General features: G+C 54.5%; 19 protein-coding genes and 1 pseudogene. 7 read left to right on the top strand and 13 right to left on the bottom strand.

Features of this window, described 5'->3' with window-relative positions; genetic code table 11:
• Nucleotides 1–75: 75 nt before the first annotated feature.
• Nucleotides 76–1,443 carry a serine endoprotease DegQ gene (gene degQ, locus HV157_RS16990; protein WP_014171844.1) on the top strand — a complete coding sequence of 456 codons (1,368 nt, stop codon included), beginning with the start codon at nucleotides 76–78 and terminating at the stop codon, nucleotides 1,441–1,443.
• Between the two features lie 92 nt (nucleotides 1,444–1,535).
• Complete coding sequence (gene degS, locus HV157_RS16985; protein WP_020883511.1) at nucleotides 1,536–2,603, top strand: outer membrane-stress sensor serine endopeptidase DegS; 1,068 nt, start codon at nucleotides 1,536–1,538, stop codon at nucleotides 2,601–2,603.
• An 83-nt stretch (nucleotides 2,604–2,686) separates the two neighbouring features.
• Here the strand turns inward: degS and mdh are convergent, their stop codons facing one another.
• Nucleotides 2,687–3,625, bottom strand: a complete 939-nt coding sequence (gene mdh, locus HV157_RS16980; RefSeq protein ID WP_014171846.1) for a malate dehydrogenase — start codon at nucleotides 3,623–3,625, stop codon at nucleotides 2,687–2,689.
• A 397-nt stretch (nucleotides 3,626–4,022) separates the two neighbouring features.
• Between mdh and argR the strand changes: the two genes are divergently transcribed.
• The 3 genes from argR (at nucleotide 4,023) to yhcN (HV157_RS16965) (ending at nucleotide 5,511) form a co-directional block, all read left to right on the top strand.
• On the top strand, nucleotides 4,023–4,493 hold the full coding sequence (argR, locus tag HV157_RS16975) for a transcriptional regulator ArgR (protein ID WP_014171847.1): 471 nt from the start codon (nucleotides 4,023–4,025) through the stop codon (nucleotides 4,491–4,493).
• A gap of 377 nt (nucleotides 4,494–4,870) precedes the next feature.
• Nucleotides 4,871–5,134 carry a peroxide/acid stress response protein YhcN gene (gene yhcN, locus HV157_RS16970; RefSeq protein WP_014171848.1) on the top strand — a complete coding sequence of 88 codons (264 nt, stop codon included), beginning with the start codon at nucleotides 4,871–4,873 and terminating at the stop codon, nucleotides 5,132–5,134.
• A 110-nt stretch (nucleotides 5,135–5,244) separates the two neighbouring features.
• Complete coding sequence (gene yhcN / locus HV157_RS16965; RefSeq protein ID WP_014171849.1) at nucleotides 5,245–5,511, top strand: peroxide/acid stress response protein YhcN; 267 nt, start codon at nucleotides 5,245–5,247, stop codon at nucleotides 5,509–5,511.
• A gap of 67 nt (nucleotides 5,512–5,578) precedes the next feature.
• On the opposite strand, the gene HV157_RS16960 is transcribed toward yhcN (HV157_RS16965), so the two are convergent.
• The 5 genes from HV157_RS16960 to aaeX form a co-directional block, all read right to left on the bottom strand.
• A complete protein-coding gene (locus tag HV157_RS16960) occupies nucleotides 5,579–5,851 on the bottom strand; it encodes a barstar family protein (protein ID WP_014171850.1) in 273 nt (90 codons plus the stop codon).
• Nucleotides 5,852–5,896: 45 nt separating this feature from the next.
• Complete coding sequence (locus HV157_RS16955) at nucleotides 5,897–7,351, bottom strand: NAD-dependent succinate-semialdehyde dehydrogenase (RefSeq protein ID WP_182268739.1); 1,455 nt, start codon at nucleotides 7,349–7,351, stop codon at nucleotides 5,897–5,899.
• An 89-nt stretch (nucleotides 7,352–7,440) separates the two neighbouring features.
• Nucleotides 7,441–9,408 (bottom strand): p-hydroxybenzoic acid efflux pump subunit AaeB, encoded by a 1,968-nt coding sequence (aaeB, locus tag HV157_RS16950; protein WP_014171852.1) that lies wholly within the window; start codon nucleotides 9,406–9,408, stop codon nucleotides 7,441–7,443.
• A 5-nt stretch (nucleotides 9,409–9,413) separates the two neighbouring features.
• Complete coding sequence (aaeA, locus tag HV157_RS16945; protein ID WP_059305675.1) at nucleotides 9,414–10,346, bottom strand: p-hydroxybenzoic acid efflux pump subunit AaeA; 933 nt, start codon at nucleotides 10,344–10,346, stop codon at nucleotides 9,414–9,416.
• 7 nt (nucleotides 10,347–10,353) lie between these two features.
• Complete coding sequence (gene aaeX, locus HV157_RS16940; protein ID WP_003860416.1) at nucleotides 10,354–10,557, bottom strand: p-hydroxybenzoic acid efflux pump operon protein AaeX; 204 nt, start codon at nucleotides 10,555–10,557, stop codon at nucleotides 10,354–10,356.
• Between the two features lie 179 nt (nucleotides 10,558–10,736).
• Between aaeX and aaeR the strand changes: the two are divergent.
• Together aaeR and HV157_RS16930 are read left to right on the top strand one after the other, a co-directional pair.
• Nucleotides 10,737–11,671 (top strand): annotated as a pseudogene (aaeR, locus tag HV157_RS16935) (HTH-type transcriptional activator AaeR).
• Between the two features lie 218 nt (nucleotides 11,672–11,889).
• Nucleotides 11,890–12,504, top strand: a complete 615-nt coding sequence (locus tag HV157_RS16930) for a YagU family protein (RefSeq protein ID WP_176587026.1) — start codon at nucleotides 11,890–11,892, stop codon at nucleotides 12,502–12,504.
• A gap of 50 nt (nucleotides 12,505–12,554) precedes the next feature.
• Here the strand turns inward: HV157_RS16930 and tldD are convergent, their stop codons facing one another.
• The 7 genes from tldD to mreB form a co-directional block, all read right to left on the bottom strand.
• A complete protein-coding gene (gene tldD, locus HV157_RS16925; RefSeq protein ID WP_014171856.1) occupies nucleotides 12,555–14,000 on the bottom strand; it encodes a metalloprotease TldD in 1,446 nt (481 codons plus the stop codon).
• A gap of 84 nt (nucleotides 14,001–14,084) precedes the next feature.
• Nucleotides 14,085–17,885, bottom strand: a complete 3,801-nt coding sequence (gene yhdP, locus HV157_RS16920) for an AsmA2 domain-containing protein YhdP (protein ID WP_182268738.1) — start codon at nucleotides 17,883–17,885, stop codon at nucleotides 14,085–14,087.
• A 42-nt stretch (nucleotides 17,886–17,927) separates the two neighbouring features.
• Nucleotides 17,928–19,397 (bottom strand): ribonuclease G, encoded by a 1,470-nt coding sequence (rng, locus tag HV157_RS16915; protein WP_014885432.1) that lies wholly within the window; start codon nucleotides 19,395–19,397, stop codon nucleotides 17,928–17,930.
• Complete coding sequence (locus tag HV157_RS16910; protein ID WP_182268737.1) at nucleotides 19,387–19,980, bottom strand: nucleoside triphosphate pyrophosphatase; 594 nt, start codon at nucleotides 19,978–19,980, stop codon at nucleotides 19,387–19,389. The genes rng and HV157_RS16910 overlap by 11 nt, the downstream gene beginning before the upstream one ends.
• Before the next feature lie 9 nt (nucleotides 19,981–19,989).
• Nucleotides 19,990–20,478 carry a rod shape-determining protein MreD gene (gene mreD / locus HV157_RS16905; RefSeq protein ID WP_014071997.1) on the bottom strand — a complete coding sequence of 163 codons (489 nt, stop codon included), beginning with the start codon at nucleotides 20,476–20,478 and terminating at the stop codon, nucleotides 19,990–19,992.
• Nucleotides 20,478–21,494 (bottom strand): rod shape-determining protein MreC, encoded by a 1,017-nt coding sequence (gene mreC / locus HV157_RS16900; protein WP_014171860.1) that lies wholly within the window; start codon nucleotides 21,492–21,494, stop codon nucleotides 20,478–20,480. Before mreC ends, mreD begins: the two co-directional genes overlap by 1 nt.
• 61 nt (nucleotides 21,495–21,555) lie before the next feature.
• Entirely contained in the window at nucleotides 21,556–22,599 is a 1,044-nt protein-coding gene (gene mreB, locus HV157_RS16895; RefSeq protein ID WP_000913396.1) for a rod shape-determining protein MreB, read from the bottom strand.
• Between the last annotated feature and the right edge of the window lie 20 nt (nucleotides 22,600–22,619).

Below are 22,619 nucleotides of genomic sequence, written 5' to 3'. Positions count from 1 at the left end.
CGGTTTAAAATTCAATAACATCAACGTGTTTTAGGGCCGTTTTTCCTTTATTCCAGGTTACGAGAGTCAGCATCGATGAAGAAAAAAAACCAGCTGTTGAGCGCTATAGCGTTAAGTGTCGGGTTATCTCTCTCGGCGTCCTTCCCTGCATCTGCCGCCCTGCCTTCCCAGGTACCCGGCCAGGCGGCAATTCCAAGCCTTGCGCCAATGCTGGAAAAAGTTCTGCCTGCGGTAGTGAGCGTGCAGGTAGAAGGCACGGCATTACAAAATCAACGCGTACCTGAAGAACTGAAAAAATATTTTGGCGATGAGTCGCCCGACCAGCAGGCGCAGCCTTTTGAAGGTCTGGGTTCTGGCGTCATTATTGATGCGGCCAAAGGTTATATTCTGACCAACAATCATGTTATCAGTCAGGCCGATAAAATCAGCGTACAGCTCAACGATGGGCGTGAGTTTGAGGCCAAACTGATTGGCGGCGATGACCAGAGCGACATCGCGCTGCTGCAGGTGCAAAACCCGAGCAATCTGACTCAGATTGCCATTGCGGACTCCGATAAACTGCGTGTCGGTGATTTTGCCGTCGCCGTGGGAAATCCGTTTGGTTTAGGGCAAACCGCCACCTCCGGGATAATCTCGGCGCTGGGTCGCAGCGGTCTGAATCTGGAAGGCCTGGAAAACTTTATCCAGACCGATGCCTCAATCAACCGAGGGAACTCCGGCGGGGCATTGCTCAATCTCAACGGCGAGCTGATTGGGATTAACACCGCTATCCTGGCGCCGGGCGGCGGCAGTATCGGCATCGGTTTTGCCATCCCCAGCAATATGGCCAAAACGCTGGCGCAGCAGCTCATTCAGTTCGGTGAGGTCAAACGCGGGCTGTTGGGCATCAAAGGGATGGAGATGAGCGCTGACATCGCGAAAGCGTTCAACATCAATGTGCAGCGCGGTGCGTTTGTCAGTGAAGTGCTGCCAAACTCCGGCTCGGCAAAAGCTGGCGTGAAGTCGGGCGATGTGATTGTCAGCCTGAACGATAAACCGCTGAGCAGCTTTGCGGAACTGCGCTCGCGTATTGCCACCACCGAACCGGGTGCCAAAGTGAAGTTAGGCCTGATTCGTGATGGTAAGCCGCTGGATGTCGAAGTGACGCTTGATAAGAGCACCTCATCCTCTGCCAGCGCGGAGCTTATCGCCCCGGCGCTGCAAGGGGCAACGCTGAGCGATGGACAGCTGAAAGACGGGACGAAAGGGATTAGTGTCGATACCGTCGAGAAGAGCAGCCCTGCCGCGCAGGCCGGATTGCATCAGGATGATGTGATCATCGGCGTGAACCGCAATCGCGTGCAATCCATCGCAGAACTGCGCAAGGTGCTGGAAAGCAAACCGGCGGTCATTGCCCTGCAGGTTATGCGCGGCAACGAGTCTATCTATATTCTGTTGCGCTAAGCATTTGCGATTCCGGACATCACCGCTGCGTGTGATGTCCGGATAACTCATGTTATGCTGCAAATCGTTCCTTTATTAACGACACGCGCATCATGCTTTTAAAGCTCTTTCGTTCAATTGTCATCGGTTTGATTGTTGCCGGCCTGCTGCTGGTCGTCATGCCGTCTTTACGCCAGTTCAATAAGCTGTCGGCGCCTCAGTTCGACAGTGCGGATGAAACGCCTGCGACCTACAACCAGGCCGTTCGCCGTGCCGCGCCTGCCGTGGTTAACGTTTATAACCGTGGCCTCAATAGCTCAGCCCATAACCAGCTGGAGATCCGCACTCTCGGCTCCGGGGTAATTATGGACGAGCGCGGCTACATCATTACCAACAAACACGTGATTAACGATGCCGACCAGATCATCGTTGCCCTGCAGGATGGCCGCGTGTTTGAGGCCCTGCTGGTGGGCTCGGATAGCCTGACCGACCTGGCTGTTTTGAAGATCAACGCCACGGGCGGTTTACCGGTTATTCCTATCAACCGTAAACGAACCCCTCATATTGGCGACGTCGTGCTGGCTATCGGTAACCCTTATAACCTGGGTCAGACGATCACGCAGGGGATTATCAGCGCCACCGGTCGCATTGGCCTCAACCCGTCGGGACGGCAGAACTTCCTGCAAACCGATGCGTCCATCAACCATGGTAACTCCGGCGGTGCGCTGGTCAACTCGCTGGGCGAACTGATGGGTATCAATACCCTCTCGTTCGATAAGAGCAATGACGGTGAGACGCCGGAAGGGATTGGGTTCGCCATTCCCTTCCAGCTGGCGACCAAGATCATGGATAAATTGATCCGCGATGGCCGTGTGATCCGCGGTTATATTGGTATTGGCGGTCGTGAAATTGCGCCTATGCATTCGCAGGGCGGTGGCATCGATCAGATTCAGGGCATCGTGGTCAACGAAGTGTCGCCTGGCGGCCCGGCGGCTAACGCGGGAATTCAGGTTAATGATGTCATCGTGTCGGTCAACGGCACACCAGCGGTATCGGCGCTGGAGACCATGGATCAGGTTGCGGAGATCCGTCCTGGCTCTATCATCCCGGTTGAAGTCATGCGTAACGATAAGAAGCTGACGCTGCAGGTGACGATTCAGGAATACCCGGCCACCAACTGACAGGCATAAAAAAACGGAGCGCATTGCTCCGTTTTTTTTGCCGGGCGGCATGACGGCTTACCCGGCCTGTGGGGACATCCGTTTTACTTGTTAACGAACTCTTCGCCCAGAGTGATATCTTTCTTCAGCGTATCCAGCATGCCTTCCATCGCGTTCTGTTCAAACGCGCTCAGCTTGCCAATCGGCTGATGTTCTTCGATACCGTTTTTACCCAGCAGCAGCGGCTGAGAGAAGAAACGAGCGTGTTCGCCGTCGCCTTCAACATACGCGCATTCAACAACGCCTTTCTCGCCCTGCAGTGCACGAACCAGTGACAGACCGAAACGTGCCGCCGCCTGGCCCATAGACAGGGTTGCAGAACCGCCACCCGCCTTCGCTTCCACCACTTCGGTGCCCGCGTTTTGGATGCGTTTGGTCAGGTCAGCCACTTCCTGCTCGGTGAAGCTAACACCAGGGATCTGCGACAGCAGAGGCAGAATGGTGACACCAGAGTGACCGCCGATAACCGGCACTTCAACTTCTGAAGGCTGTTTGCCTTTCAGTTCAGCCACAAAGGTGTTGGAACGGATGATGTCCAGCGTGGTTACGCCGAACAGTTTGTTCTTGTCGTAAACACCGGCTTTTTTCAGCACTTCTGCCGCGATAGCAACCGTGGTGTTCACCGGGTTGGTGATGATACCAATGCACGCTTTCGGGCAGGTTTCAGCAATCTGCTGCACCAGGTTTTTCACAATACCCGCGTTGACGTTGAACAGGTCTGAACGATCCATGCCTGGCTTACGCGCCACGCCAGCGGAGATCAGCACCACGTCCGCGCCCTGCAGGGCAGGACGAGCATCTTCACCGGAGAAGCCTTTGATTTTCACAGCTGTCGGGATGTGGCTCAGGTCAACCGCCACACCTGGGGTTACCGGAGCAATATCGTACAGGGAGAGTTCTGAGCCTGAAGGCAGTTGGGTTTTCAGTAGTAGGGCAAGCGCCTGGCCGATACCACCAGCAGCGCCGAGGACTGCGACTTTCATCCTAAACTCCTTATTATGGTTAACTTAAGTATCTGTAACTCCGTTGCGGCGACCATAATTCAGCAGGTAATTAATTACAATTTTCGTCACTAAATAATTTGAGGTCGCGCGACTTTATCTCTCACCAGAAGGCTATCTGACGACAGACGACAACGAATTAAGAGGGGGTTACAATACACCCTGCCACGCCACCAAAACAACATCATTTTGATAACATTTAATTTACTTTTAAGCTTATTTGCTTGCCGTGACCCAGGCATGTTTTCTGATAACGAAATCTGATAAAATCACTCCCTTTCATAACATTATTTCAGCCTAACCGCTGGCAGATAATTTGCATAAAAATTCATCCACATGCATAATAATGTTGTTTCTTTCGTCATATTCCGGGTGACTTATGCGAAGCTCGTCTAAGCAAGAAGATTTAGTGAAGGCGTTTAAAGCGCTACTCAAAGAAGAGATATTCAGTTCTCAGGGAGAAATTGTTCAGGCTTTACAGGAACAAGGCTTCGATAACATCAACCAGTCGAAAGTCTCCCGCATGTTAACCAAATTTGGTGCGGTACGTACGCGTAACGCCAAAATGGAGATGGTCTACTGCCTGCCTGCAGAACTTGGCGTGCCAACCACCTCCAGCCCGTTGAAGAATCTGGTTCTCGATATCGATTACAACGATGCCGTTGTTGTGATCCATACCAGCCCGGGCGCTGCACAGTTGATTGCACGTATGCTGGACTCGCTGGGTAAGCCCAAAGGCATCCTTGGGACGATTGCGGGTGACGATACCATCTTCACTACCCCCGCCAATGGCTTCTCAGTGAAAGATCTCTACGAAGCGATTCTGGACCTGTTCGAGCAGGAACTCTGATTACCCTCCCCGTGGCGTCCTGCTGCGGGGATCATTCTGCTTCTGCCGCGTTTACCCCTGTTTTATCCCGCCCTTTACTTTAACAAATAGTGCTTTTTACCGCCCATTAACATTCATTTGGTGAATGATAAATCAAAAAATCGCACAAAAAATCAAAAGCTGATATCCATATGATTTTCTTAGATATACAGCCACATCCTGAACAATAAACGTACAATTTTATGCCATTAGGTTATAAAAAACAGGTTAGTTAATACGTAATAACAACAGAAACAATTAGTCTGGTATTAATTTTTACCGTTATTAGTGTATACTTGATTTTGTGATGAGGGTCACGAAACAAAGACCCCACTAAAAATTCGACGAGGTAAAGAATCATGAAAATCAAAACTACTGTAGCGGCGCTCAGCGTCCTGTCTGTCCTGTCATTCGGTGCTTTCGCCGCTGACGCTATCAATGCCGAGCAGGCACAATCCCGCCAGGCAATCGGTACGGTTTCTGTCGGCGCAATCGGCACGTCTCCAATGGACATGCATGAGATGCTGAACAAAAAAGCGGAAGAACAAGGTGCGTCATCTTATCGCATCATTGAAGCGCGTTCAGGTGACCACTGGCACGCCACCGCTGAGCTGTACAAATAAGTTTTAGTAATAACTGAAGACCAAAATCTCTACTCAACGGCACCAGGCATAAAAATAGCAGTTCAACCCTTCTCGCCGTAGAGCAAAAACCCTATTCAGGAGCAAAAACTATGAAAACCAAATTCATCATCGCAACCCTCGGTCTGGCATCCGTTCTCTCTTTCGGCGCAAGTGCCGCCGTACAGCAAGTGAACGCTGACCAGGCGCAGAATCTGCAGTCTATGGGGAGTGTGTCTGTGACGTCCGTTACCGGCTCTCCAATGGATATCCGTCAGGCACTGGCCGCTAAAGCTGAAAAAGCAGGCGCCAGCAGCTATCGCGTCACCGAGCTGAACCAGGGTGACCACTGGCATGCAACGGCTCAACTGTATAAATAAACCCTCGTCGTATCTCATCATACGACTTGCCCCTGACCTTCTGGTCAGGGGCTTTTTTATGGCTTGATCAATGGCGCGCGTTGAAGCGTAGCTGCCCTTCCAGCTCTTCTTCCGCTTCATCAAACAGCAAAATGAGTGCGCCAAACCGTCTGCGCAACTTTTCAGGCAGATGGATAAACTCAATTTCCAGCGGTAACGGCAGCAGGCTGCCGGTCACCACGTCCCACAGCGTGTCCAGATTGGTGACGCTTTCCCGTTCAAGATCAAACACCCGGATAAATTCACGATAGAAGTCATCCTGACTGTCGATCTCGTCAAAATCAAAGGTATAGGTTTTCATTGCCAGTCACCCAGTCCAGGCGAGCGGCCTGCGCCGCCCTGATTATTATAATCCCCCAATATGCAGGGTTTTGACTTCCAGATACTCTTCCAGCCCGAGCACGGACCCTTCACGCCCAAGGCCAGACTCTTTTACCCCACCAAACGGCCCCAGCTCTGTGGAGACGGCACATTCGTTAATTCCTATCATCCCGCTTTCGATGGCCTGCGACACGCGGAAGACACGTGCCAGATTTTGGGTATAGAAGTAAGCCGCCAGGCCATATGGCGTGTTGTTGGCACGCTGGATAACTTCATCTTCCGAGGTAAAACGGAAGCAGGCCGCAACCGGGCCAAACGTCTCTTCTTCAGCCAGTTTCATGCCTTCATGGCAATCGCCCAGGACAGTTGGCATCCAGAAATTGCCGCCAAGCGAATGGGGTTTACCGCCCGCCAGAACGGTCGCACCCCGGGCCACGGCATCTTCAACGTGTTCACGTACCTTATCGACGGCGGAGGATTCGATCAGCGGCCCCACGATGACGCCCTCTTCCAGACCATTCCCGACCTTCAGGGCCTTCACCGCATCGGCAAGCTTATTCACAAATTTGTCGTAGACGGTTTCCTGAATATAGAAACGGTTAACGCTGACGCAGACCTGGCCGGCATTGCGGAATTTATTGGCGATAGCCCCTTTAACGGCAGCCTCGATATCCGCATCTTCAAAGACGATATACGGCGCATTGCCCCCCAGCTCCATCGACACTTTCTTCATGGTTTCTGCGGCGTTACGCACCAGCGTTTTGCCGACGGAAGTCGAGCCGGTAAAGGAGATTTTCCGCACCTCATGGCTCGCCATAATCGCGTCACTGATTTCATGCGTATTCCCGGCTACGGCGTTGAGTACCCCATCCGGTACACCGGCCTGTTTTGCCAGCGTAAGCAGCGCGAAGGCGCTGAGAGGTGTGTTATTTGCCGGTTTGATTACCCCGGTACACCCTGCCGCCAGCGCCGGACCTAATTTACGGGTGAGCATGGCCATCGGGAAGTTCCACGGCGTAATCGCCGCGACCACGCCGATGGGCTCGCGGGTCGCCAGGATGCGGGAGCCCGGTTTGATCGGTGGAATAATTTCACCGTTCGCGCGCTTGGCCTCTTCGGCGAACCACTGGATAAAACTCGCGGCGTATTCCACCTCGCCTTCCGCTTCTTGCAGGGGCTTGCCCTGTTCGGTGGTCATTAAACGCCCGAGCCAGCTTTTGTTCTCAATGATCAGTTCGTACCAGCGGTAGAGAATTGCCGAACGCTCTTTCGCGGTTTTGGCGCGCCATGCTGGGAAGGCTTTGGCCGCCGCGGCAATGGCGTCTTCGGTTTCTGCTTTGCCGGCTTTGGCTACTCTGGCGATGACCTCACCGGTAGCCGGGTTCAGCACATCAAACGTCGTGTCCAGCGTTTTCCATATGCCGTTGACCAGATAACCGGTCTGAAAAAGGTGATTATCCTGAAGCGCCTGGGTTGTCATGTGTCCTCCCTTCCTGAATGTAAGAGCATGCTGGAATAAGTATAGCCACAAAAAAACCGACGCTTTTGGCGTCGGCTTTTTTACTTCAGTCAGTTATCCGTAAGGGCGTTCTGATAGCGATGCAGCATAAACACCAGCCGTCCTACCGGCTCTGTCACCTGAGGCGGTGCTTCCCAGACTTTCAGCTTCTCCTGGTAGATATCCAGCTCTTCAAGCAATTGCTTAAAGTAACGACGTCGTTTGTCATCGCTGGAGGCAGAAAGCACGTGGTCGGCCGTCCGACGCAGCTGGCGGTGGAAAGCCGACAGATCGTCATTGATGGGCACGGGGGCATTACGCAAACGCTGGTGCGCGATAATCATGGTCAACGCCAGACGGAATTTGGCGATGTCACCCGGGAACTTGTTCAGCAGTAAAAACAGCTGCTGATAGAGCGCCGGCAGGTGGTTCTCTTTGCGACGCGCAGTATTGGTGGTCATGGACGACACGGCAGCCGAGACAAACTGATTCAACAGCACGCGGCCCGTCCGTGCCTGAGAGTTATCCCGCACCAGCAGAATGACCATCATCGCCAGGAAACAACCCACCAGTTGACCTAAGGCGCTGTCTAAGAACTGGCTGAAATGGAAGGTCATCGGGTTATCCAGCACAATGATGTTAATCGTACTGGCCAGGGCACCCAATGAACCCAGCCGACGTTTTTGTACTTCGATTCCGATAAAGAACGCCATCACCGCAAGGCTAATACAGAGCAGTAACATGCTCTGCTGGGTCGAGGGAATGATCACCAGAAAATAGAACGCGCCAATCGGCAGTGCAGCAATTGTGCCGAACAGGAAATCAATGGCCACCATGCGCGGATTCGGAAGACGCATCGCCAACGCGGTAACGACGGCGATCATCACCATCGCGCCGCTGCCGGAGGTCCAGCCGGTCCACAGCCAGAACAGCGTGCCGAGCATACAGGCAAGCGTTGTACGCCAGAAGTTAACCATTGCGTGATGGCGTTCGGCGGATTCTGCCTTGATCACCACTTCACCCTGCAGCACCTCCTCTTCTACCGCGCTGATTTTGGTGTTACTGATCACACCGCGTTTCAGCAACAGGTAGCGCGTCGCGGCCCCGACCCAGGTATAGATCGTCACTGGCGTATCACGATCCCCGGTCCAGGCAATGACCCGGCGCATGCGTTTAAGCTGTTTGTGTACGTCCTGCACGGTTTCCACCGGCTCAGCAAACAGCTCGCGGAAGGTATCGGTTACCGCGTCCGGGCGGGTGTTTTGGATCAGATAGGTTTCACACGCCTGGGTAATCAGCGTTAAGGAGACGGTGTTGATGGCTTTAAGGCGGCGGTTGGCACGGGCCCAGCGCGAAGACTCCATGTTCAGGTTGCTGCGCATCCCTTCCAGCGCCGTGGTGCGGCGCACCAGAGCGCTCCAGGCTTTATCTACCTCTTCGCTGTCACCATGCTTAATACAGAGCTGCATCAACTGATACTGGGCAACAATCAGCGCATCCAGTTCACGATCCACTTCCTGCTTAATGGAGCGAGGAGAGAAAAGCAGGTCAGCGACAATGGCACTGACAATACCGATGACAATCTCACTGCAGCGCTCTACGGCAAACTGTGGGGCAAGCAGCGGTTCGCTTTGAATGGTGATGATAATAATCAGCGCGGTATAACCGGCCAGCCCCCAGGCGTAGGAGTTCTCCACCTTCACCAGTGACGAGAGCCAGGTGCAGAAGCCCGCCCAGATACAGCACACCATCAGCATCAGCAGCGGCGTGCGGATCATCAATATGATGATGGTCAGTGCGGCGAAACAACCGATAAATGTCCCAATGATGCGCAGCATCCCACGGTAGCGGATCGCTCCGGAGTAAGGTTCCCCGCCCGCAGCAAAGGCAGGCCCTGCCGCGACAATCGCCGCCGTCAGTACGGCCCAGCGGGGGGTTTCCAGCTGAAAGTGGAAGCCGACAAACAGCGCCAGCACAATGGCACACGCCAGCTTAACGGCGAAGCGAATGTGCTGGCTGGCGATGGAAAAGATACCCATAACGATTAACCAAACTCGCGCAGGCGATGGGCAATTTTACGGAAGATGGAGTCCTGGCTGGCATCACGGTCTTTTTCACCGGTGATCACCACCGTCGCCGTGGTCCCGGCAGGCCACAGATTGCCCTGCTGTTCATCCAGATGGATACGCACCGGCACACGCTGGGCCAGACGTACCCATTCCAGGTTGGAATCCACCGTCGCCATCCCTTTAGTATCGTTAGAGCTGCTGGAGTTAGTGACCCCCGCGGCTACGCTGTCGACGGTGCCTTTCAGCACTCGGTTGCTGCCAAGCGGCGTAATTTCAGCCCGGAACCCCGGACGCACGCCTTCCAGTTTGGTCTCTTCCATATAGGCGAGCACGTAGAAGGAGTTCTGTTTAACCAGCGCCACGGCGGTTGAGCCGCGGGTGATAAACTCCCCGGTATAAACATTCAGGTTGGTGATCCAGCCATCGGCAGGTGCGCGGATCACGGTGCGTTCAAGATCGAGCCGGGCAAGATCGCGCGTCGCTTGCGCTTTGGCCAGCTGATGCAGCACGGTTTGCAGGACGTTATTGGACTGGTCAATCTCTTCGCGGGACATCGCCTGAACACCCAGTTGGTTACGGCGACCTGCCTCACGACGTTTCTCGGAAGCCAGCGCCTGATAATAGGCCACATCCGCTTCGGCTTCTTCTAACGCTTTCTGATAACGCGGCTGGTCGATGGTGAACAGTACCTGATCTTTTTTCACCAGCTGGTTATCGTGGACATTGACCGCAGTGATGAGACCCGCCACGTCGGGGGCGATTGCCACGACATCAGCGCTAAAGCGTGCATCACGCGTCCACGGTGATTCGGTGTAGTAGACCCAGGCGCGGAAAATAGCGATGAACGCGAGGATAACGAGCGCCATGGTGATGGCAGTGCGGGAGATTTTTCTTGTTAGCGTTTTCACATCAACCTCAGACAAACATGCGCGATATCAGGTAAAACAGGCAGCAATACAGCGCGGTATTGAACAATGCAGGATGCCAGACAAAATCGTAGATCCCGGTGGGGACCAGCACCTTGCGCACCAGCCAGAAAATCGCCAGTGATAAAAGAAGCTCGAAAAATATCGGTGGGAACGACAAACCGAACACCACGATAACGGGAAACAGACTCATGTTGACCTTGATTAGAGAGAGTGCAGGCTTCAGACTTTTTTAGCGCACGCCACCGCAGGAGAGCAAGAAACGCCGGGCGAGAATGGCGCAGCCGTTATGTAATTAATAATATATTAACGTAACTGTTATGCTGTTATCTATAATATGTGATCTAAATCACTTTTAAGTCAGAGTTAACAATGGAACGTCTAAAACGGATGTCGGTCTTTGCCAAAGTGGTTGAACTTGGCTCTTTTACCGCCGCTGCACGTCAGCTTCAGATGAGCGTCTCTTCCATCAGCCAGACCGTGTCCAAACTGGAAGATGAGCTGCAGGTCAAGCTACTCAACCGTAGCACCCGCAGCATTGGGCTGACGGAAGCGGGTAAGATTTACTATCAGGGTTGTCGCCGCATGCTGCTCGAAGTGCAGGATGTGCACGAACAACTTTACGCCTTCAACAACACGCCTATCGGTACGCTGCGCATCGGTTGTTCTTCAACTATGGCACAAAATGTTCTCGCCGCCATGACCGCTGACATGCTGACATGCTGAAAGAGTACCCGGGATTAACCGTCAATCTGGTCACGGGCATTCCCGCCCCGGACCTGATTGCCGACGGGCTGGACGTGGTGATCCGCGTGGGGGCATTGCAGGACTCCAGCCTCTTCTCCCGGCGGCTGGGCAGTATGCCAATGGTGGTCTGCGCCTCGAAAAGCTATCTGGCTCAGTACGGGGTGCCGGAGAAACCCGCCGATCTCACCAACCACTCCTGGCTGGAGTACAGCGTTCGCCCCGACAATGAATTTGAGCTGATTGCCCCGGAAGGGATTTCCACCAGACTGCTGCCGGAAGGACGGTTTGTCACCAACGATCCGATGACTATCTCGCGCTGGCTGGTGGCCGGTGCCGGGATCGCGTATGTGCCGTTAATGTGGGTGATCAACGAGATCAACAGCGGTGTACTGGAGATCCTCTTCCCGCGCTATCAATCCGATCCGCGTCCGGTGTACGCGTTGTATACCGAGAAAGACAAACTGCCGCTCAAGGTTCAGGTGTGCATAAACTATCTGACCGAGTATTTTGTGGACGTAGCGGAGTTGTTTCAGGGAATGCGCGAAAGACGAAAGGAATAACCTTTAATTTCCCAAAAGTATATTTGTAATGAATATTCCAGGATGATACAGACCGTCATTCAGGAATATTCCTTCACCCCTGCCAGGAATAGCGAATTGACACTGCCGCCATCTGCGCCTTACCTTATAAACAGTCTGACAGTCAGGCTGTTATTAATTTGTTACCGATATGAATAATAAAATGTATTTCTCAGGATAACGTTAAACAAGGAAAAGAAATGATTATATTTGAACAAACACCGCCTTCACGCAGGCGCTATGGACTCGCCGCGTTCATTGGTTTGATTGCAGGGATTGTCTCCGCGTTCGTAAAATGGGGAGCAGAGGTGCCGCTTCCGCCGCGAAGCCCTACCGATTTATTCACCAGCGCATGTGGACCGGAGCAATTAATAAGAGCCGCAGGTCAGATTGATTGTTCCCGCAATTTTTTAAATCCTCCTTATGTATTTTTACGCGACTGGCTGGGCATTGCTGACCCTAACGCCGCGGTTTATACCTTTGCCGGACATATATTTAACGCGGTCGGCGTAACACATATTATTTTCTCTATCGTCTTTGCTGTAGGGTATTGTGTAGTTGCTGAAGTCTTCCCGAAAATTAAACTCTGGCAAGGTTTACTGGCGGGTGCGTTAGCGCAGCTTTTTGTTCACATGATCTCCTTCCCGCTGATGGGGCTGACACCCCCGCTGTTCGAACTGCCCTGGTACGAACACGTCTCAGAGATCGTGGGGCATTTGATCTGGTTCTGGTCGATTGAAATCATTCGTCGTGACCTACGCAACCGCATCACGCACGAGCCCGACCCGGAGATCCCGCTGGGTAACGCACGTTAAAAAAATGGCGCGACTTTTACAGTCGCGCCATTTTTTCAGATTGATTCAGGTCAGGCGGTGCCGCCCACCGTCAGGTTATCCACTTTCAGCGTTGGCTGACCGACGCCAACCGGCAGGCTCTGGCCCTCTTTACCGCAGACACCAACGCCGTTATCCAGTTTCAGATCGTTACCGACCATGGAGATTTGCTGCATGGCTTCAATACCGGAGCCAATCAGGGTCGCCCCCTTCACCGCTTTGGTCACTTTGCCTTTCTCAATCAGATACGCTTCTGAAGTGGAGAAGACGAACTTACCGGAGGTGATATCCACCTGACCGCCACCAAAGTTTGGCGCGAAGATGCCGTAATCAACGGACTCGATGATCTCCTGCGGTGTGGATTTACCCGGCAACATGTAGGTGTTCGTCATACGCGGCATCGGCAGATGCGCGTAGGATTCACGACGGCCGTTACCCGTTGGCGCAACGCCCATCAGACGCGCGTTGAGTTTGTCCTGCATGTAGCCTTTCAGTACGCCATTTTCGATCAGCACGTTGTACTGCCCGGGCGTACCTTCATCGTCGATTGAAATCGAGCCACGGCGATCCTGCATCGTGCCGTCATCAACCACGGTACAGAGTTCAGAAGAGACGCGTTGTCCCATCTGGCCGCTGAATACGGAGGTGCCGCGACGGTTAAAATCGCCTTCCAGACCGTGGCCCACCGCTTCGTGCAGCAGCACGCCAGGCCAGCCTGCGCCAAGTACCACCGGCAATGTTCCGGCGGGTGCCGCCACGGCAGACAGGTTCACCAGCGCCATGCGCACGGCTTCTTTTGCCCACGCGTCAGCGCGTGCTTCACCGTCAACATCGCCCAGGAACCAGTCATAACCAAAACGACCGCCGCCACCGCTTGAACCGCGCTCACGCTTACCGTCGTCTTCAACCTGCACGCTGACAGAAAGACGTACCAGCGGACGCACATCCGCTGCCAGCGTGCCGTCTGTCGCCGCGACCAGGATCAGTTCATAGACACCGCTCAGGCTGGCAGAGACTTCCTGCACGCGTTTATCCGCAGCGCGTGCGACTTTATCCACGCGACGCAGGATATCCAGTTTCTCTTCACGGCTCATGCTCTGAAGGGGATCGATACTGGTATAGAGTGCAGAGTGCTGCACTTCACCCAGCGTCTTCACGCGACCGTCACCGGTTTCGCGCACGATAGTCCGCGCGGCCAGCGCGCTCTGCTCCAGTGCGGCCAGGCTAATCTGGTCGGCATAAGCAAAACCGGTTTTCTCGCCGCTGACGGCACGTACACCGACACCCTGGTCAATGTTATAAGAGCCATCTTTAATGATGCTGTCTTCTAAAACCCAGGATTCGTGATAGCTCGACTGGAAATAGAGATCGCCGTAGTCGAGACGGCGTTCGGTCAGTTGACCAAGAATGGAGAACAGGTCCTGATGGCTCAGGCCGTTCGCTGCGAGCAAATGTTCACTTACCAGGTTCAGACTCATCGTATTGCTACTCGTTCGTTGCCGCCCGTGGCGGTATATAAATCGTATTTATTGAGAGTGAGGCAATTACCTGCCCACGTCAAATCATTGCTGTGCATCTTTGCGCGGCTGGCGCAGCACTTCATTAATCTGCGGTTTATCCACCGGCCCGGTGATGCGATAGCGCAGAATAGAGACTTTGCTCCACAGCGGCCCCAGCACTTTACTGGCGGCAAACACCGCCGCACCGACAATCGGGTTCACCACAAAAGCCGCCGCCACGCCGACGGTGGCAGAAATTTCAGGTGCCACCACCGCTTCCATATCCAGTTCGCGGCGCACGAGGTTGACCGAGCCTTTCATCGCAATATCCGCTTCCAGGCCGTCCACCAGCGTATCGTCGGTATGCAGCACCCCGTCTTTGATCCATGCCGTACTGCGGATAGAGTCGTAATAGAAACCTTCGCTGAAGGTATCGCTAAAGTCGAAACGCAGCTTACGCAGCAGGGCATCAAAGCTCAACAGACGCAGTATCTGGCCCGCATGCCCGGTACTCACATCGGCAATCTCACCCTTGCCAAAGCGGGTTTTCAGAATGCCGTTCAGCGAGGCTTCATCCGGCGTCCACGGTGCCGCACGCCAGTGGAGATCGTAATTCACGTCAAATGATGACCCCCGCAGCGGCGTGCTGATGCCAAAGAAGTTAGCCACGGAATCCAGTTTATTGCCCTTGATGTCGCCCTTCAAAGAGGTTCGCTGCTCGCCCGGGTTATTAACCCACTCCCCGGCGGCCCTCAGACGGCCAAAGCCGGTGTCGATAAGCCCGCCCGCAAGGCTCAGCGTATTCCCCTTAATGGCGAAATCGCCGTCAATACGGCCATACTTTTGACCCCAAAGCCAGCACTCAGCACAGCGTAGCTGGAGATCGGGCCAGCCGCTGAAGTCGATACGGGTTGGGTTATTCAACGGCGCCGTATTTGACGGACGATCTTTTCCGCTCGCGGTGGCCGGGTTGTAGTAAAGATAGCGAATCGCCGCCTGCCACGGCGCGTTGTCGCGCATGGTCAGCGTGCCATTGATCTCCCGGCCCTGGGCTTCGACTTTTGACCCGTTCGCCGTTGGCTGCGAAACAATGCTCAGGTTATTCCACTGCTGTCCACCCAGCATCAGCGACGGCGTACGAACAGTAATGCTCTGCGGGAACTGGGCAGCCTCATCAACGTTTTGGCCTACGCCCTTCTGGAACAGAGCCAGCCACTCGGCCCCGTCCATTGGTGGCAGATTAAGCTCAATGCCGGTGTGATCGGGCAGCGGCGGCGTGGTACGGCTGTCCGTCGTCCAGATGGCTCTGTCGAGCGTGAGCTTACGGTTAAGCAGCCAGCGGCTGTTGAAATGGTTTTTCTCACCCGCACTGCCGGTCAGCGCGAAGCTGTTAAGATTGCCATCGACGTTAACCTTTATTGGCAGGGGTTGACCGGACGATTTATCCAGCGGTGCAGGCAACTGGCTCTGAATGTTTTTCAGATCGCCGGTGATATCAACTTTATAGCGCGCACCGGCGTGATAAGGCAGTTCAATTGCCACCTTGCCATTCCAGGAGACTGCACCGTTAACGGACTCCTCAATCGGCTTTGGCAGAACATCCATGCGCGATGGCTGCCAGTTGCCGTCCAGGTTGACGGCTACCTGATAAGCTTTCTCGCCCTCGGTGGTCGAGAAATCAATATTCACAGGCTGATTAAACCAGCTGGCCGTGAGCGGCTCGCTCTTCAGATTACCGTTCTCAAAGCTAAACTGCCCGCTGAGGTTCTTCAGGGTGCTTTCAAGCGGCTTAATATACAGGCTGTTGTTATTGAGACGGACGTCGCCTTTGGCGGTGGTCATTTCACCGTCGAGCGGAATATTAAGATGTAAGCGAGCACTCACATCGCCATCCAGCTGCAGCTGCTGAAGGGTGGCTGCCAGTGACTCTTTCAGCGGCGTGTCTTCAAAATAGGGGCCGACCGCTTTCCCGGGGCCGTTAATGTCGGCATCGATCAAAAGCTTCTCTTTTGAGTAATCCGGAATGTTTGCCGTCAGGTTACTGGCCGTTACGCCGCCCAGCGCCACGTTGTCTGCCTTCATCCATAATCCGTCATTGATAAAATTAAGTTCAATGTCGAGATTTTTCAGCGCAGGCCAGCCCGGCTGGAAGGCAAAGGTGGCGTTGTGCAGCGGCACCAGCACCTGGAATTGACCTTCATTGTGCTTGTACGGGAAAAGATGCGGATTACCGCCGTAGACCAAGGTGGCATTATCCGCCTGGCCGCCCTGGATCGCGCCGCTCAGATAGTCCACCAGCGCTTTGCCCATCAGGTTCTCGGGGAAGTAGCGCCAGGCCTGAGAACCGTCGTTAGTGCTGATCCCGGCCAGAATACCCAGCCACGGCTCTTCACCTTCAGGCTGCAGATAGCGGAAATCGCCACGCGCATGTACCGCTTTGGCTTTCACATCGATATGGCGCCCATCCAGCTGGAAGCCTTTATCGTTACGCAGCCAGTTGAGCACCGCATTGCCTTGTTCAATTTCAAGCGGCGCACGGAAGACCGTTTCGTAAGGCATTCTGGCGTCATGCATATCGACCGTTAGCCTGCCGTTCTCAACGCTCCCTTCCAGCTTACCGCTGAAGTTTTCCGCGCCCGGTAACATCTTCCACTGCTTCCAGGCCAGACCTTTCCATGCGGCCTGAAAACGGGTCTTTTCCGTGGCCTGAAGCGGGATATCCAGCGCCAGCGAATCTATCTTTCCGCTTGGCTGCGTTGCCAGCCAGATCTCACCCAGGTCCGGAGAGAGCTTGGCGGCCATCGAGCGCAGACCTTCTATTGCGGCCAGATCGAGGTTGCTGGCGCGAATACGCAGCTCGTCACTGCGTTTGCTGGTCGCCCCACCGACATCCTGTTCCGGCATCCAGGCCAGCGTCAGAGCACCGCGCGGCCAGGGTTTGTTATCCATGGTGATGCGTGTGTCCGGAATGGCAAACTGCCAGCCCTCTTTCTCTTTCGTCACGTGCGCGGTGAGGTTATCGACCGAAAGTTGATGCTGCTGTTTTTCGCCCTTCCAGCTTGCGCCCCCCTGCTTAAGCCAGATATCGCCGCTGGCAAATACCCCTTTCGTCAGGGTCATCCAGCCTTCAAGGCTAAAACGGGCGGTTTCCAGCTGCATATTTTGCTGTAACCAGTCGCCGAGCCACGGCTTAACATCCACGTCGTCGGCCTGCAGCCATACCTTGCCGTTATTTAACAAACCGTCGTCGTCGCGCAGATCCATACGAACCTGCATCACGCCGTGCTGGCCGTTCAGGCTGGAGAGATTCACCTGTCCTTCCGCGCGATGGCGTTCTTTGCCGTTGAGCCAGGTCAGCTGTGGGATCGCCAGTTCCGCGCGCTGCCCGGAGAGGGTAATAAAGCTCACTTCACTGTCGCGCAGATCGAAATGATCAAACTGACGCAGGAAGAGATCGCTGAAGCGGTTGGTTTCAAGGCTCTGATTGCTATCGCCGCCGGACAGCGGAGTATTGGTCAGAAACTGAAGCTGATAAAAGGTGAGATCGCGGAACTGCCAGCGAAAATGGAGCAGGCTTTGCCAGACATCCAGCGCCAGGGTGACGCGTTTGATTTTCAGATAGCCGCCATCTTTCAGGCTGGCATTGATATCCCGGACATCAAGCGTCGGGCCAAAATTCTGCCAGCTGGCGCTTATCTGGCTCACGTCCACCGGGACACCGGTGGTGGATTCGATTTTTGCCAGCAGCTGCGGACGCCAGCTGTCCAGATGCGGTAAAACGAGGCGCAGCCCGCTCACGAGCAACGCGACAATCACGACCAGCGTTGCCCCTGTAAGCAATAAAATCCCCGGCAATCGCCTCACTCATCTCTCCTTGTCAGCTTTGGTCACGCGGCGTACCGCGTCTTACATCATCACGACGTCAAACTGCTCCTGGTTATAGAGCGGTTCGATTTGAACTTTTACCTGTTTGCCGACAAAGATTTCCACTTCCGCCAGCGCGTGCGACTCTTCGCCTTTCAGCGCTTCAGCCACCGCAGGGGAAGCATAGACCAGAAAACGATCGGAGTCGTAGGCATGATGAACGCGAACGATTTCACGCATGATCTCGTAGCAGACGGTCTCAACCGTCTTTACTGTGCCACGTCCGTGGCAGGTTGGGCATTCATTGCACAGCACGTGCTCCACGCTTTCGCGGGTACGCTTACGCGTCATTTCCACCAGCCCCAGCTGTGAGAAGCCGTTGATGCTGGTTTTCACGCGATCTTTACTCAGCGCCTGCTCCAGCGAGTGCAGCACACGACGGCGATGGTCTTCATTACTCATATCGATAAAGTCGATGATGATAATGCCACCCAGATTGCGCAGGCGAAGCTGGCGGGCGATGGCCTGCGTGGCTTCGATGTTGGTATTAAAGATGGTGTCATCCAGGTTGCGATGGCCGACAAACGCGCCGGTGTTGATATCCACCGTCGTCATCGCTTCGGTCTGATCGATGATCAGATAGCCGCCGGACTTCAGTTCAACCTTGCGTTCCAGCGCTCGCTGGATCTCATTTTCGACGTCATAGAGATCGAAGATAGGCTGACGCCCCGTGTAATGCTCCAGCAGGCCAGGCATTTCGGGAATGTATTCGGCGGTAAATTCCAGCAGTGCTTCATAGGTCAGGCGGGAATCCACGCGAATTCTGTCGAGCTGTGCATCGGCAAAATCACGCAGGACGCGCTGAGCCAGCGCCAGTTCGCCGTAAAGCTGGTAGCGGGTCTGGTTGCGTTTTTTACGCTCCATGACTTTGGTCCAGACGCGCTTGAGGTAGGCCGCATCAGATGCCAGATCGTCTTCACTGATCCCTTCTGCGGCGGTACGGATGATAAACCCGCCCTGTTCATCGCAGTAAGCGCTGACCACTTTTTTAAGACGCTCGCGCTCGCTTTCGCTCTCAATGCGCTGCGAAACGCCCACGTGCGACGCGCCAGGCATGAAGACCAGATAGCGGGAAGGCAAGGTAATGTCGGTCGTCAGACGGGCGCCTTTCGTGCCCAGCGGATCTTTGACAACCTGCACCATCAGATCCTGGCCCTGACGCACCAGTTCGGAGATATCGCGCACGGCAAACTGCTTTTGCTCTTCGCCCGCGACGCACTCGGTATGCGGCATAATGTCGGAGGCATGTAAAAATGCCGCCTTATCCAGTCCAATATCTACAAAAGCCGCCTGCATACCCGGTAGTACACGACTGACACGACCTTTGTAGATATTGCCTACTATTCCGCGCCGCGCTTCACGCTCAATATGAATTTCCTGAAGAATGCCACCATCAATATAGGCCACACGGGTTTCCGATGGCGTTACGTTTACCAACAATTCAGCCGTCATAATTATCCCTTCCCTCACGCAGTGAGTTAAAATTGCTCAGCAACTCATACGTTTCCACCAGCGGTAAGCCGACTACGGCGTGATAGCTGCCATTAATCTTCCTGACAAAACAGCCACCCAGCCCCTGAATACCGTATGCACCTGCCTTATCCATCGGTTCACCGCTGGTGATATAAGCGGCGATCTCGTCGTCGGTAAGCACTCTGAATGTCACGTCCGTCACCACCAGGCAATCCAGCACGTGCTGGCTGTCCGCCAGCGCGACGGCGGTCATTACCTGATGTGTTTGTCCGGACATTTTGCGCAGCATGCGCGCCGCATGTTCAGCGTCGTGCGGTTTCTCAAGCACTTCACCGTTAAGAATAACGATGGTATCTGCCCCCAGCACCGGCAAGTCACGCGGCGTTTGCGCCACGCCTGCCTGCGCTTTCTCACGCGCCAGTCGAGAAACGTACTGCTGGGCACTTTCGCCTTCAGCGCATTTCTCTTCGATGCCCGTAACAATGCGTTCAAAGGAGACACCCAGCTGAGTGAGCAACTCCTGACGACGCGGAGAACCAGAAGCAAGATATAGAGACGTCATAGAAACCTTTTATTGCACAGCAAACTGCTGGCGAACCTTACGCATCAGCAGGAACAGCCACGGCCAGAGCACACCGTTTACTACACTACTCCAGAACACTTCCGGTCGGAAAGAGACGTTGATCACTAAAAACTCTGCCCAGAAAACAACGATATCCGCAGCAAGCGACAACAACATCACCACCAGCGCTTGTTGCCAGAGCGCGAGGTTACGAAAGAGCTGGAATTTAAGTGCGACGAGGTACGCAATAATACTCATGGACAAGGCGCGCACGCCAAGCGTAGAGCCACTAATGAGATCCAGTATGGCACCCATCACAAAACCTGTGCCGACATTTACGCGGTGCGGCAGGGCAAGGATCCAGTAGAGCAAAATGAGCAATACCCAATTTGGCCGGAAAACGAGAATGTCGTCCGGCCAGGGCATGATTTGCAGTAACAGCGCAATGAGAAATGAGAGCCAGATAACCCAGCGTCCCTGGCTACGGTAACTTGCCACTACTGCCCTCCCGAGGAGAGTTTAGGCGGTGGCGGTGCATCCGGCAGCGGCTGCGTTAGCCCCGTAGCAGGGGCCGGTACTGGCGCAGGGGGTCCCATGGCATCCGGTGCCGGCAGAACCTGCGGCATCATTTGCATCAGGCGTTCATTCGCGACGCGATGAACATCTTCAGGCGTCATGGGGTTAGCACCATTGCGGTCGGCGCCCCACAGCAGCAGCAGGTAGCGAAGACGCTGTAAACCCGCGGTTGGACGCGCCTGAATCACGGTATAGGCACGCTGCGTATCAAGCTTCACCGAAGAGACAACCGCAACCGGATACCCTTCAGGGAAACGTCCACCCAGACCCGACGTCACCAGAACGTCGCCCACACGAATGTCCGTGTTAGCCGGCAGATGTTCCAGCTGGAGATCGTCGGTACACCCGTTACCGGCCGCGATGACGCGAATGTCATTACGCAGTACCTGAATCGGCAGCGCATGCGTAGCATCGCAGATCAGCAGAACGCGGCTGGTCAGTTTGGCCACAGCAACAACCTGGCCTACAACGCCTTTATCACTGATAACAGGCTGACCTTCATACACACCGTTCACGCTTCCTTTGTCGATCACAACCTGATCGCTGTAAGGATCGTTGACGGTGGAGATCACCTGCGTCACCATCTTCTGCTCATCCTGACGCAGCGGCGAGCCAAGCAGCTCGCGCAGACGCGCGTTTTCCTGCTTATATTGTCCCAGCATCAGCAGCTCGCTGTTTTTCAACAGCAGTTCCTGACGTAATGCCCGGTTTTCGAGTTCGAGTTGGTCACGTGAAGACAACGTTTGAGAAACGGAGTCGAGCAACTCACGGGGACCATTTGAAATAAAGTAGAAAGGACTGACGGCGGTATCCATGTACGTTCTGATCTGACTGAACGTACCGAGGCGGCTATCGGCAATAATGACCCCAAGCGCAACCAGGACCGCCAGAATGAGGCGAAACTGTAGCGATGGGCCACGGCTAAAAATTGGCTTCATAGGCTATGCGTATTCTCGTGTCAGAGAGAAAGGGTAGCGATACGCTACCCTTTCACAATGACTACTCTTCGCTGAACAAGTCGCCGCCGTGCATGTCGATCATTTCCAGCGCCTTGCCACCACCACGGGCGACGCAAGTCAGTGGATCTTCTGCAACTACGACAGGAATACCTGTCTCTTCCATTAACAGGCGGTCGAGGTTACGCAGCAGCGCACCACCACCGGTCAGAACCATACCGCGCTCGGAGATATCAGACGCCAGTTCTGGTGGGCACTGTTCCAGGGCAACCATCACTGCGCTCACGATACCGGTCAGAGGTTCCTGCAGCGCTTCCAGAATTTCGTTGGAGTTCAGGGTAAAGCCGCGTGGAACACCTTCAGCCAGGTTACGGCCGCGAACTTCGATTTCACGCACTTCATCGCCCGGGTAAGCGGAACCGATTTCATGCTTGATACGCTCAGCGGTCGCTTCGCCGATCAGGGAACCGTAGTTACGACGCACATAATTAATGATGGCTTCGTCGAAACGATCGCCACCGATACGCACGGAAGAGGAGTACACCACGCCGTTCAGGGAGATAACGGCCACTTCAGTGGTACCACCACCGATATCCACCACCATAGAACCGGTCGCTTCAGAAACAGGCAGACCCGCACCGATTGCCGCCGCCATTGGCTCTTCAATCAGGAACACTTCACGCGCGCCTGCACCCTGGGCTGATTCACGGATTGCGCGACGTTCAACCTGGGTGGCGCCAACCGGCACACACACCAGAACACGCGGGCTTGGGCGCATGAAGCTGTTGCTGTGAACCTGCTTGATGAAGTGCTGAAGCATTTTTTCAGTCACGAAGAAGTCAGCGATAACGCCGTCTTTCATTGGGCGGATTGCGGCGATGTTGCCAGGGGTACGTCCCAGCATCTGCTTCGCGTCATGACCCACAGCGGCTACGCTTTTCGGCGAGCCGGCACGATCCTGACGAATGGCCACAACGGAAGGCTCATTCAATACGATGCCTTGTCCTTTAACGTAAATAAGGGTATTCGCGGTACCCAGGTCAATGGACAGGTCATTGGAAAACATGCCACGAAATTTTTTCAACATACTAAGGGATAATCCTGAAA

The sequence above is a fragment of the Enterobacter sp. RHBSTW-00318 genome, from assembly GCF_014101375.1.
GTDB classification, from domain to species: Bacteria; Pseudomonadota; Gammaproteobacteria; order Enterobacterales; family Enterobacteriaceae; genus Enterobacter; species Enterobacter ludwigii.
This window is presented reverse-complemented; position numbering and strand designations above follow the sequence as displayed.